We start from the raw sequence: 12450 nt of genomic DNA, 5'->3' as shown, positions 1-12450 counted from the left end.
ATGTGCGTAGGTTACTTGTAGGTAACTATAAAAAGTTTTTATTTATAAGTATCATGTTTTTTCCATTATTCATATAAAATAAAAATAAATCCAGCATAGGAGCGTGTATGTGTATGAAAAGAAAAAAATGGTTCTTATCACTAACTGCAGTCGGACTATGTATCATATTTTTGGCTATGTATTTTATATTTGGTAATCCACTACATTATAAAGTAATAGAAAAAGATACTAGCGACTATCTCCATACTATAAAAGGATATAAGCAAAAAGAAATACAAAGCATAACCGGAAAATATACTCCCCTTTATAATATCGGCTATTATGCAACAGTAGTATATAAAGACGAACCCTATTTTACATACTCTTATACATACGATAATAATAAAATAATACAAGACGAAGGCATTTTAGGAAGACATACTGAGTCATTTGAAAATCTTAATTTAAACTGGTCATTGTTTGACGAGTTAGTAGACAGTATACATAAAAATTTGCAAGAAAAGGGATTAAGTGAAAAGGAAGATTATTCTATACGATCCGTTCAATTCATTGATATAGATGATGATAAAAACGGTGCAGAAGCGTACGTTGACTTTAAGAAAGATAAAGAATCAGATTACTCATACCGTATGAATAGCGAAGGAAGAGCTTATCAATATAGCTGCAACAATGGTAAATGTATTTATAAAGAGAAATAGTGTTAGAAGATATCACCCTAACACTATTTCTCTTTATATTTAGGAATACACACAATAAATTCAGTACCATTCCCTTCCTCACTCTCAACTTTTATTTCCCCATGATGAAGATCGAGTACTTTTTTTACAATAGCTAAACCTAAGCCACTTCCTCCATAAGCACGATTTCGTGAAGAATCCGCTTTATAAAAACGCTCAAAAATATGTTGTTTCTGTTCTTCAGATATACCAATTCCTGAATCACGGATACGCACTTCCACTACTGTTTCATGTTCCTTTAACTGAATAATAATCGTACCACCGCTTGGAGTAAATTTAATACTATTATGAATTAAATTAATCCACACTTGACTCATACTTTCTTGATCAGCAATAACATGTACTTTTTCTAAATCTAGTTCTAACTCAATTTCTTTTTCAGCCCAGAGTGGTTCACTATTTAACACAATTTGCTTTAACTGCTGATCTAATCGATAACTCACTCTTTCTGGTATATACTCTTCTGATTCTAAAAGAGTTAGCTTTAATAAGTTTTGACTTAGTTTAGATAATCTCGTTGTTTCAGTTTCAATAATGGTAAGATAATGCTTTCTTTTTTTCTCAGAAAGATTATCGTCTTGTAGTGCTCTAGCAAATCCTTTTATAGAAGTTAATGGTGACTGTATTTCATGAGAAACATTCGATACAAATTCTTGTCTCATTTTCTCCATCGTATTCAGTTCATCTGTCATATCATTTATACTTTTTACGAGCACGCCAATTTCTCCATCATACTTTTCTTCATTTCGTATTTTTACGGAGAAATCTCCTTTTGCAATTTTTTGTATCGGTTCAATAATAGTCCAAATCATTGCCTCTCGTTTTGGCCTCATTAATATTCCAATTAATGTCCAAATAAGAATAATAAATACAAAACCGACCATATCACTAATTAGAAAGGCAACAAATGGCGATACGTTTACGTCAAAAGCATTCAATATACTAGTTGCTACATAAAATGCGATAGACCAAATGATAGTAAGAAAAGAAAAGAGCGCTAATACCGCTCCAAATACTTTCAGCATCTTCAACTTACTCATTCGTTTTCCTTTTCTCATTTACTTACCTCTAAGCGATACCCTAATCCTCTTATTGTTTTAATACTAAATTTCGACTGCTCTTCTTGAAACTTCTCACGTAACCGATTAATATGAACGTCTAGTGTACGTTCATTCCCTTCAAAATCATATCCCCATATTTCTTCAATTAATTGCTCTCTCGAACAAGTTCTTCCCGATTTAGACCCTAAAGTAAAGAGCAGCTCAAATTCTTTTAACGGTAACGTAACCGTTTGTTCTCCAGATGTAACTTCGAATGTTTTACGATTTAATAATACATTTCCAACTTGAATCGATTGTGAAACTGTAATTTGGTAACGTTTCAATAATGCCTTTACTCTCACTACTAGTTCTATAGGATCAAATGGCTTTACAAGATAATCATCTGTCCCAAGGTGAAATCCTTTTACTTTTTGTGATGTTTCTCCTTTGGCAGTTAGCATCAGAACCGGGATATCATAGTATTTTCTTAATTCAAAACATACATCAAATCCATCCATATTTGGCATCATGATATCAAGAATAACCATATCGACTTTTACGTCATCCATTTTCCGAAGTGCATCTACTCCATCAATTGCCTCATATGTTTGAAAACCTTCTCGTTCTAAAAATACAGAAACGAGTTCCCTAATGTGTGGATCGTCGTCTACTATTAAAATTTTAGGTATCAAAGGAACCATTTCCTTTCTACTTAGCATCTAATATATTTTTTTTAAAATGAATCATCAGTGGAGTAAAATCCCACTGATGATTCATTTTATAATGCACCCTCTTTAATTTTCAATTGTTGCGTTGCAAACTCGCGATACATATCATGCGTCTGTAATAATTCATCATGCGTACCACTACCTGTAAGATTCCCTTTTTCAATAAAGATAATTTTATCTGCATCTACAACAGTAGAAAGTCTATGCGCGATCACTAACGTTGTTCTGCCTTTCATTAAGTTATTTAACGCTTTTTGAACGACAGACTCAGATTTACTATCTAAGCTTGAAGTTGCCTCATCGAGCATAAGAATTTGCGGATTTCGAAGTAACGCCCGGGCAATGGCAATTCGCTGTCTTTGTCCACCAGAAAGCTTCACACCGCGTTCTCCAACTTCTGTTGCATAACCGTTTGGTAAGTCATGAATAAATGCATCAACATATGCCATTGCTGCTACTTTTTCAATTTCTTCATCCGTTACTTCGCCTTCAACGCCGTAACAAATATTATCACGAATCGTTCCATCGATTAACGGACTATCTTGTGATACGTAACCGATTTGACGTCGCCATGACTGTAATGAATAACTCGTAATTGATTCTTTTCCTAATTTAATGGCACCGCTAGTTGGCTCATAAAAACGTTCCAGTAATGAGAATAACGTTGTTTTCCCACTACCACTTGGTCCTACAATCGCTGTCACTTTTCCTGATTCAATTGTGAAATCAATATTTTTCAAAACTTGCTCTTCTTCGTTATACTCAAAATGTACATTTTCAAGAACGATCGGCTGCTTAGCATTTGTCACTTTCACACCAGTTTCATGATCTTCTACTTTATATTCTAAAATCGTACTAATTCTTTCCGTTGCACCAATTGCCTTTTGAAATTGTGTAAAGAACATAGATAATTGACTCATCGGCATTATAATTTGAACTAAATACAAAATAAACGCTACAAGTTCACCAGTTGTTAATGCACCGCTAGAAACTCTCATCCCGCCATATCCTACGATAATAACAAGTAGTGCCATTAAAACAAACGACATAACTGGCGAAATTAATGCTTGCACTTTTCCTTCTTTCAAACCAAATTGTAATAACTTTTGTATACCTGTATTACCCGTTTCATATTCTCTTTTTTCTGTATTTGAAGATTTCACTAAACGAATTTCTGATAACACTTGCGTTAACACGCTTGTAAAAGATGCCGTTTCATCTTGAAGCGCTTTTGAAATCTTATACATTTTTCGTCCAAGTGGAACTAAAATTAATACAGACAACGGAATAACCGTTAAAAGTAACGCAGTCATTTTCCAATCTAACACAAATAATACAATTAACGATCCAACAATTGAAATACCACCTGTTAATAAGTTTGACAAATGCTCAGAAATTAACGTTTTCACAACACCTGTATCATTCGTCATACGGCTAATGGTATCACCTGTTCTATTTTGATCGTAATAAGATACCGGCAAGATAAGTACCTTTTTCCACAAACGTTCTCTTAGTCCCGCTACAATCTTCTGCCCAATATAATTTAGTAAATATATAGACAACCCTGCCGCAATAGTTTGCATTACAAAGAAAGCAACTAACCCAACAATTTGTCCTGCACTAATTGAAGAAAGCGAAAAATTATCTACTAATCCTTTTGTCAGCATAGGAATAAATAAACTCGCTCCCGTAGAAAGCAAACTCATTAATAACGCAAAAATTAAAATTCCTTTCGGAGGATTTGTATCTTGAATAAGGCGTAAAAACTGCCTCCAGCTCCCTTTTTTCTTCATTTCATTTCTAACTTCCATTCCTGTTCATCTCCTCGTGTTAAACCAAACTGTTCTTTCTAAAATTAGAATACGATACAAATGTAAACTGAATGTAAACACACTTTTTCCATTTTTACAAAATATACATAAAAACTCATCTTTACAACAGATATAAACATCTGATATTATTACCTGGTACTTAATATTATTCTATGTAAATTATAGATAAATAATTTACAACACGATATAAATCTCCAGTTAGTGAAAGGAGTATCCTTTTTGCAAACAAATATACATTCTGAAAAGGAAACAATTATTTTTATTCATGGATTAGTTGGCAACCGTCGCGCCTTCAAAAAGGAGCAAAAACGATTTTCTGCCTCCTACAACATTATAACTTATGACTTATTAGGTCACGGTGATGATAAAGGAGAAGCAATCGACTTTTCATTACAGCGCCTCGTAGATCAATTATTAAACTTATATGAACAAGAAGGTATTAAAAAAGCTCATATTTGTGCGCTAAGTTACGGCTGTTACATCTCTACAATTTTTGCACAAATGCATCCAGAAAAAGTATTAAGTATTTGTCATATTGGAGGACATTACAATAATCCTTCTCGCTTATATAACGTATTCCAAAAATTTTGGGAGAAACGAGGAGATGAATACTCTAAATGGCTCTCTCAATACGCAAATACTATTTTTCCAAGTGGTATACTAAAATCAAATCCGTTTGCAGTCATTTCAAGAAATATTTACTACCGTTTCGGATTACAATTACATTCATCCATTATTGCCCAGTCATTACGACATCGGTTAGAATTCGATTTAAAGTCTAAATTAAAATCACTTCCTCACCCTATACTATGGGTAATGGGAGAGCATGATCATCTCTATAAATCTTGTCTATTTGATTTGAAATCTATTTTACCTAACGTTCTATACAAGGAAATACCTTTAGCAGGACATGCAGCTAACTTATTTCGTCCTAACTATTTCCACGACTTATATGATCGATTTTTAAATGGAAAGTTAAAATAAAAACTATTAAACTTCCAATTCATTCAACTATAAAAAGGCTTCCCAAGTTTCCTTGGAAAGCCTTTTCTCTATACGAAAAGTATATAAACTACTTTTTCTTAGTATGCTTTTGTGTAACCTAAAATGTGCTTGCTCCAGTAAGAGTTACTTACAGAACTAATACGTACACCAGTTGCATCTGTTTCTGCACTAATGAACTGACCGTTTCCTAAGTAAACACCCATGTGAGAAGGACCTGATTTATAAGTATTTTGGAAGTATACTAAATCACCTGGTTGTGGATTGCTAGTTTTTGTTTTAGAGCTCCAGTATCCAGCAACTGTTTGACGAGCGCCTTTATGACCAGTTTGATTTAATACGTAGTGAATGAATCCACTGCAGTCAAAACCAGCAGGTGTTGTACCAGCAGTTCTGTATGGTGAACCATTTAAAGATCTAGCGAATCCAGCGATTGAAGATGTATCTCCACCTGTTGTTGGTTTTTGTACATCTTTACCTGGTTGTTGAACGTTATTTGTAACGTTATTGTTATTTGTAACGTTGTTTACTCCACCTTTTACAAACTTAACGAAGTCTGCACTTACGTAACCCGTGCGGCCGTTATGGTTAATTTTGTACCAACCATTTTCAGCACCAGTAACGTTTAATACTTTACCATTTGTTACTCCACCGATTACAGCGTTGTATGTAGCTGGGCCTGTACGTACTTTTAAAGCACCAGTGTTAACAACATAAGAACCACCAGTTTGAACTGTTGTAGTATTGTTGTTTGTAGTTGGTTGTTGTGTTTCGTTAGATACAGCAGAACCACCTTTTGTTACGAAGTCTTTGCTTACGTATCCAGTTCCACCATTGAAGTTGATTTTAAACCAATCTTGTACTTCACCTACAACTTGTACTGTTTTACCTTTGTTTACAGAACCTAATACTGTATGAGATGTACTTGGGCCTGTACGTACGTTAAGTGAAGAAACGTTTACTGTGTAAGTACCTGTTCCTTGTTGAACAGTCGTTCCTGTTTTGCCACCAGTCGTTACGAAGTCACCACTTACATAACCTGTTTGACCATTTACGTTTACTTTGAACCAACCATTTTCTTGTCCAACTACTTGTAGCACTTGACCTGATTTCACTTTAGAAATAACGTTATGTCCTGTACCAGCACCTGAACGAACATTTAATACATCAGCAGTTACTGTGTATTTTAATTCAGAAGTTGTTTCTACAGTTTTTGTTTCAGTTACAGTCGTTTGAGTTTGAGTTTGAGTTTGTCCATTAATTTCTTTTAGCGCTTCATTTGAAACTTGTGCATGAGCAGAATCCATTCCTGGAACTGCAACGCCAGCTACAGAAGCTGCTGCTAAACCTGCAATTACTTTTTTCATAAGTTGTCTTTACTTCCTTTCCCTACTATCCTCTTAAAAAAAACTTAAAACTTTAATACTTTACAATATTATCAAAGTAAAATATTCATCCAGTTCCATTTTTTAGCAAGAGTTTTATTTTTCACACAGAGTTCATTTTAAATGAACAAAGTGAAATCCGTGTGAACTTCATGTGAACTTTATCATTAAATATAGTGTTTTTGCAATGGTTTTTTCAAATTTCTTATATATCGCATGAAAATTCGACATTCTATTTAATATTTTAATATAAAATATCCCTTTTCTATCTATTACAAAAAATTCTATTAACCTAATACAAACTAAAGTATGTATTTCCTTATAAAGCTCCTTACATGAAGTATACTTTCATCATGACAAAAATCACTCTATTTATCAATAGTATAATATTTTTAGAAAACTAATTTTCTATACTATCTACAATTTTGAAATAATTTGACGAATTGTAAGATTTATTTCACAAAAGTCATTTCTCCTTTAAAGAGAACACACACTATATCAACTGTTCTCTTTTTCCGATAATGGAATTTATAGGATGTTTATAGTATTATATACATATCTTAATAAAAAAGAATTTTAGCGAACTGATTAAAGTTTCATTCCCTTATAAAATGAAACTTTAATCAGTAAGGGGTTTATACATCCTCCGCTAATTATTAACCCTCACCACTCGGGTTGCCCATTAATGCGGAGTTTTATTTGAATAAAAAGAGGAGGCATATTTATGAGAAATATAATAGATGATCCAATACAAAAAAATATAGAGCTATACTATGCTTTTATTCAATTCGTTTCAATGATAACATTACAAAAAGTATCAGCGATTGTAACACGTAAAAATGAATTAAAGAATCAGATGAAAAATGCCGAACAAAAAAACCCTTACTACTTATAAAAGGTGAACAGGTTATATTCCTGTTCACCTTTTATCAAATTATTTATAAATTTTCACACGGTTTTCTAACGGTTGGAATTCTTTTTCACCAGCCTGTACTACCGGTTTACCAAATGGCATTTGCGCAGTTAGTTTCCAATTCCCTGGGATATCCCACTCTTTTCTCACTTCTTCATCAATTAGCGGATTGTAATGCTGTAACGTAGCACCAAACCCTTCAATTTCTAAAGCTGTCCAAATTGCAAATTGTAACATTCCTGATGATTGCTGAGACCAAGTTGGGAAATTATCTTTATATAATGCAAAGTTTGCTTGAAGGCCTTCCACTACTTCACTGTCTTCAAAATATAAAACCGTCCCATAACCACTTTTAAATGCATTCATTTTTTCTTCAGTAGGTGCAAAGTTATTTTCAGGTACAATTTTTCTTAACGTTTCTTTCGTAATATCCCATAATTTATCATGTTGTTCTCCTAATAAAACAACAACACGAGCACTTTGAGAATTAAAAGCTGAAGGTGTATGTTTTACAGCATGATAAATCACTTCTTGAATTTTCTCATCAGAAACTACTTGCTCTTTACTAATTGCATAAATAGATCTTCTGTCTTCAATTGCTGAGTAAAAATCTTTTGCCATCATAATTCCCTCCAATTTTCAATTGAGGCTATTTCATATGTATACAGCATATTACGCCCCTCAAACTTATTATTAATAAGCTTATAACTTTATAATATCACAGCAACAATTAAACTCAAATGATAACACTTGTATTTAGAATCTTTTTCCTTTTTAAAGTTAAAATAAAAAGACTGTTTATTGTTATCTAAAATTAGTAACAACAAACAGCCTTACTTATGTAGCGATCTAGATTGGTATTTTACTTACTTAATTAACTAATCCAAATGCATACGACATTAACTTATTCGTCTCTGTAAAACGTTTTGTTTTACTTGAGGTCCCCATGACTACTGTAATAATTCTGTTATCACCTTGCTTGGCAGTCCCAGTAAAACAATATCCTGCACTATCTGTAAATCCTGTTTTTAGTCCGTCCATTCCTTCTATATATAAACTTTTATTATTTTTGTTTAACATGTCGTTTGTGCTTATAACATTAATATTATTAAATGCTAGCTGACTTTGACGCAAGTGAGTCACTTCTAATATTTCCGGATAATCTTTTATAAGATGATACGCCAATTGTGCTACATCAGCAGCCGTCATTTTTGTTTCACTTCCATCTGGCTCTTGTAATCCAGAAGCATTTGCAAATTTAGCATGTTCCGACATTTTTAACTGTTTCGCTTTTGCATCCATAAGCTGAACGAAATCTTTCTCCGATTTTGCCATATGTTCTGCTAAAGCCACAGCTGAATTATTAGCTGACTCAATCATTAATGCATGATATAAATCTTTAACAGTTAATGTGTCATTAACTTGTACTGGGATTCTCGCTCCCTCTGTTTGTGCCGCCTTCGCACTCATTTTAACTGGATCTTCCCAGCGAACTTTCCCGTTATGTATACTCTCTAGTAGGAGATACGCTGTCATCATCTTAGACATACTAGCCGGTGCAAAAGCTTCATTTTCATTATATTGATAAATAATATCTCCATCACTCGCATCGATAATCATAGCCGCTTTTGCGTTAATTTCTGGTGGGATGTACTTTGGCGGGACTACTTTTTCAGTAAATCCTGCTTTAGGTAGTTCTGCCACTTGCAAAGGTTGTCCTTCTACATTCGCTACGCTCTTTTGATTTCCTTGGAATAAGAACCAACATATCCCTAAAATAATGACTAATAGGACTGTCATCCTTCCCCATTTTAACCGATTCATTTCAAAACTCCTTTAGCAAACCTTTTATACACTCACATTTAACCTTAACAACATTTCCTTTATACAGTCAAGGTAAAAAGTATATTTATTCATATACAGTAATTATTATTTTAATTTGTTTATGTTACACTTATAATACTGAAATATAAGAATATTCAACAATAAAATCTTGTAAATAAACTATTTAATAGAAGGGATTCATACAAATGCTACTTCCAAAATCATTAAAATATGGTGACACAATTGGGATCTACTCCCCTTCTTCACCAGTAACCTACACTTCTCCAAAAAGATTTGAACGAGCAAAATCTTACTTACAACAGAAAGGGTTTCGTATATTAGAAGGTTCATTAACAGGTCGATATGATTTTTATCGTTCTGGTAGTATACAAGAGCGTGCTGATGAACTAAATGCCTTGATAAGAAACCCTAATATTTCTTGTATTATGTCAACAATTGGTGGGATGAATTCAAATTCAATATTACCTTATATTGATTATGATGCTTTTCTAAATAACCCTAAAATAATGATTGGATATTCAGATGCAACTGCTTTATTACTAGGAATTTATGCTAAAACAGGAATCCCTACATTTTATGGGCCCGCTCTCGTCCCTTCCTTTGGCGAATTTGAACCTTTTGTTAACTGCACATACAAATATTTTGCAGAAACTTTACTACATGATCAATCTCTTCCTTATCATATAAAACAACCATTATTTTGGTCAGATGAATTTATTAATTGGGAAGAAAAGACGAAGGAGAAAGAACTTCGACCAAACAATTGGATTTCAGTAATTGACGGAAAAGCTACTGGGCGTATTATTGGCGGGAATTTAAACACGATACAAGGAATTTGGGCTAGCCCCTATATGCCACATATTCAAGAAGGCGATATTCTCTTTATTGAGGACAGTTCAAAAGATGCAGCTACTATCGAAAGAAGCTTTTCATTCCTTAAAATTAACGGTGTATTTGATAAAATTTCAGGTATCATTCTTGGAAAACATGAGCAATTTGATGATTGTGGTACAAATCGAAAACCTTTTGAAATACTGTTGGAAGTACTTCAAAATCAAAGAATTCCTTTTCTAGCTGACTTCGATTGTTGTCATACACATCCAATGATTACTATACCTTTCGGTGTTCAAGTAGAGTTGGATGCAACAAATAAAACGATACATATTGTAGAATCTTGGAAAAAATGAATGCATGGCTTCTATTGTTTTACAATAAAAGCCATGATACTATATAATTTGGAATGTGAAAGATTAAACAAAATATATTTCTATATCTATCATTAAAAAAACAGATATAAATAGATATTTATATGTAAAAGAGAGTGAATAAATGAAACCAACTATTAAAAATTATGTATTTTTACATGTAGCTTTTTTGATATATTCTATCATTATGGTTTACATGAAATGGGCAGCTCAATTTCCAATTGCTTCAATCTCATTTTTTGTTGCTTATTTCGGACTAGTTATACTTTTATTCGGATATGCAATTTTATGGCAACAAGTAATTAAACATTTCGAAATTTCAAAAGCATATTCACATCGAGGGATTATTATACTATGGTCAATGCTTTGGTCAGTATTTCTATTTGGAGATACAATTCAGTGGAATCATTTACTTGGTGCAGCTATTATTATCGTCGGAATTGTGGTGGTGACAAAAGATGAATAGTTATATGCTATTGTTTATTTTCGGGATAATTTTAGCAAATTACTCACAAATATTATTAAAAAAAGCTACTTTACAACAATACGATTCTAGAATAAAAGAATATGTGAATCCTTATGTTATTATCGGTTACTCTTTATTTGTACTTAATGCTGGATTAAATGTAATCGCCATGAAGGGCATGGAATTAAAACAAGCATCAGCATTAGAATCCTTAAGTTATATCATCATATTAATTTTCGGTTGGTATTTCCTAGGGGAAAAAATAACGAAACGTAAACTCATCGGCAACATGATTATTATCGTTGGTGTAATCGTTTATTGTATCCAATAACAAAAAGCTCCGTTTGTTACAAACGGAGCTTTTTGTTATTGACCTAAATTTTGCACCTTATCTTTCAAATCACGAACTTGATCTATCGTCTGCATGAGCTCTGAGTTTTTAAATTGCTCTACGTCCATTTTTCCTTCCTCTATCTTTTTCATAGACGTATCAATTAACGAATTTAGCTTTTCATTATATCCAACGATTTGTTGATGAAGATCCTTCGCTACATCTGGTGGCGTTAATTCATTGAAAGCTGGTATATCTTGTTTAATTTCATTCAGCTTCGTTTCTAATTCTTTTCGAGCTGTCCCATCGTTAATAGCTTTCTCTGCTAATGCCGGTGCTTCATTTGCAAATGCGCTTATTTCATTTACATAGTCTGTCGCCTTTTGAGCATAATCTATGGAGTTCTTTCCTTCCTCCACTATTGAACATCCCATTAAACCAATTGAAACTATAAATACTAATAAAATTGATTTTATTTTCATTTCAGACTCCCTTCGTCTTTATAATTGTCTATAATTTTCTCTATCATAACTTCTAGCTAAATTGCTTACAACCTTTTTTCAAATAGCTATTTATACTCTTACATGCCCTATTATTGTTACAACATCTATTTCTATATGTACGCTTATAATATCTTCAATTATATCCATATATCCTTGTCCTATAGCTGCTCCATAGTGTAATGTAATCCCCTTCTTTTCATACACTGACTGTGGCACTGAAAAAATAAATCTCCTCAAGTTTCTTTCATCAGCTGGTTCCATAATTAAAACAATCCCATCCTCATCAAACATATACGCTCGCCCTCCAACTTTACATTCACTATGGCTCAGTATTGCCTTGGTCAGCAAAATTTAAAACATAATAAGTTAAGATACACTCTGCTCTATCATAAAGTGAAACTTTAATCAGCTCCCACCTAATTTCTTTGCTTTCGCTGAATTTTGAGGTGAAGTCTTACTGCCC

14 protein-coding genes are annotated in these 12450 nt (G+C 33.0%); 6 read left to right on the top strand and 8 right to left on the bottom strand.

Features of this window, described 5'->3' with window-relative positions; all coding sequences use genetic code 11:
* Window positions 1–107: 107 nt before the first annotated feature.
* Complete coding sequence (locus RT27_RS00325) at window positions 108–698, top strand: DUF3139 domain-containing protein (RefSeq protein ID WP_002162839.1); 591 nt, start codon at window positions 108–110, stop codon at window positions 696–698.
* A gap of 23 nt (window positions 699–721) precedes the next feature.
* On the opposite strand, the gene hitS is transcribed toward RT27_RS00325, so the two are convergent.
* The 3 genes from hitS to RT27_RS00310 form a co-directional block, all read right to left on the bottom strand.
* The gene (gene hitS / locus RT27_RS00320) at window positions 722–1795 is read right to left on the bottom strand and encodes an envelope stress sensor histidine kinase HitS (RefSeq protein WP_001225395.1); all 1074 of its coding nucleotides are present in this window, start codon (window positions 1793–1795) and stop codon (window positions 722–724) included.
* The gene (hitR, locus tag RT27_RS00315; RefSeq protein WP_000612415.1) at window positions 1792–2469 is read right to left on the bottom strand and encodes an envelope stress response regulator transcription factor HitR; all 678 of its coding nucleotides are present in this window, start codon (window positions 2467–2469) and stop codon (window positions 1792–1794) included. Before hitR ends, hitS begins: the two co-directional genes overlap by 4 nt.
* An 86-nt stretch (window positions 2470–2555) precedes the next feature.
* On the bottom strand, window positions 2556–4316 hold the full coding sequence (locus RT27_RS00310; protein WP_016082006.1) for an ABC transporter ATP-binding protein: 1761 nt from the start codon (window positions 4314–4316) through the stop codon (window positions 2556–2558).
* A 240-nt stretch (window positions 4317–4556) separates the two neighbouring features.
* Here RT27_RS00310 and RT27_RS00305 point away from each other — a divergent pair, with 240 nt between their 5' ends.
* Window positions 4557–5321 carry an alpha/beta hydrolase gene (locus RT27_RS00305; RefSeq protein ID WP_001194305.1) on the top strand — a complete coding sequence of 255 codons (765 nt, stop codon included), beginning with the start codon at window positions 4557–4559 and terminating at the stop codon, window positions 5319–5321.
* 98 nt (window positions 5322–5419) lie between these two features.
* On the opposite strand, the gene entFM is transcribed toward RT27_RS00305, so the two are convergent.
* Window positions 5420–6706 (bottom strand): enterotoxin EntFM, encoded by a 1287-nt coding sequence (gene entFM / locus RT27_RS00300; RefSeq protein ID WP_043935029.1) that lies wholly within the window; start codon window positions 6704–6706, stop codon window positions 5420–5422.
* 742 nt (window positions 6707–7448) lie between these two features.
* Here entFM and RT27_RS00295 point away from each other — a divergent pair.
* On the top strand, window positions 7449–7619 hold the full coding sequence (locus tag RT27_RS00295) for a hypothetical protein (RefSeq protein ID WP_001244280.1): 171 nt from the start codon (window positions 7449–7451) through the stop codon (window positions 7617–7619).
* A gap of 39 nt (window positions 7620–7658) precedes the next feature.
* Here the strand turns inward: RT27_RS00295 and RT27_RS00290 are convergent, their stop codons facing one another.
* Together RT27_RS00290 and RT27_RS00285 are read right to left on the bottom strand one after the other, a co-directional pair.
* Window positions 7659–8261: a nitroreductase family protein gene (locus RT27_RS00290; protein WP_103629770.1), complete on the bottom strand. Its 603-nt coding sequence runs from the start codon at window positions 8259–8261 to the stop codon at window positions 7659–7661.
* 246 nt (window positions 8262–8507) lie between these two features.
* Window positions 8508–9461, bottom strand: a complete 954-nt coding sequence (locus tag RT27_RS00285; protein ID WP_001080878.1) for a D-alanyl-D-alanine carboxypeptidase family protein — start codon at window positions 9459–9461, stop codon at window positions 8508–8510.
* A 206-nt stretch (window positions 9462–9667) separates the two neighbouring features.
* Here RT27_RS00285 and RT27_RS00280 point away from each other — a divergent pair, with 206 nt between their 5' ends.
* From RT27_RS00280 to RT27_RS00270, 3 genes are all read left to right on the top strand, one after another.
* Window positions 9668–10669, top strand: a complete 1002-nt coding sequence (locus RT27_RS00280; RefSeq protein WP_000926326.1) for a S66 peptidase family protein — start codon at window positions 9668–9670, stop codon at window positions 10667–10669.
* 142 nt (window positions 10670–10811) lie between these two features.
* Window positions 10812–11153: an EamA family transporter gene (locus RT27_RS00275; protein ID WP_000805130.1), complete on the top strand. Its 342-nt coding sequence runs from the start codon at window positions 10812–10814 to the stop codon at window positions 11151–11153.
* Window positions 11146–11484, top strand: coding sequence for an EamA family transporter (locus RT27_RS00270; protein WP_001089874.1), 339 nt, complete (start codon window positions 11146–11148; stop codon window positions 11482–11484). Before RT27_RS00275 ends, RT27_RS00270 begins: the two co-directional genes overlap by 8 nt.
* 35 nt (window positions 11485–11519) lie before the next feature.
* Here RT27_RS00270 and RT27_RS00265 read toward each other — a convergent pair whose 3' ends face one another.
* Together RT27_RS00265 and RT27_RS00260 are read right to left on the bottom strand one after the other, a co-directional pair.
* On the bottom strand, window positions 11520–11966 hold the full coding sequence (locus RT27_RS00265) for a DUF6376 family protein (RefSeq protein WP_000695205.1): 447 nt from the start codon (window positions 11964–11966) through the stop codon (window positions 11520–11522).
* Window positions 11967–12056: 90 nt separating this feature from the next.
* Window positions 12057–12278: a hypothetical protein gene (locus RT27_RS00260; protein ID WP_000459105.1), complete on the bottom strand. Its 222-nt coding sequence runs from the start codon at window positions 12276–12278 to the stop codon at window positions 12057–12059.
* Window positions 12279–12450 lie beyond the last annotated feature (172 nt).

Source organism: Bacillus sp. L_1B0_5, assembly GCF_000836715.1.
GTDB lineage: Bacteria > Bacillota > Bacilli > Bacillales > Bacillaceae_G > Bacillus_A > Bacillus_A thuringiensis_S.
The sequence above is the reverse complement of the archived record's forward strand: the minus strand, read 5'-3'. Positions and strand labels throughout refer to the sequence as shown.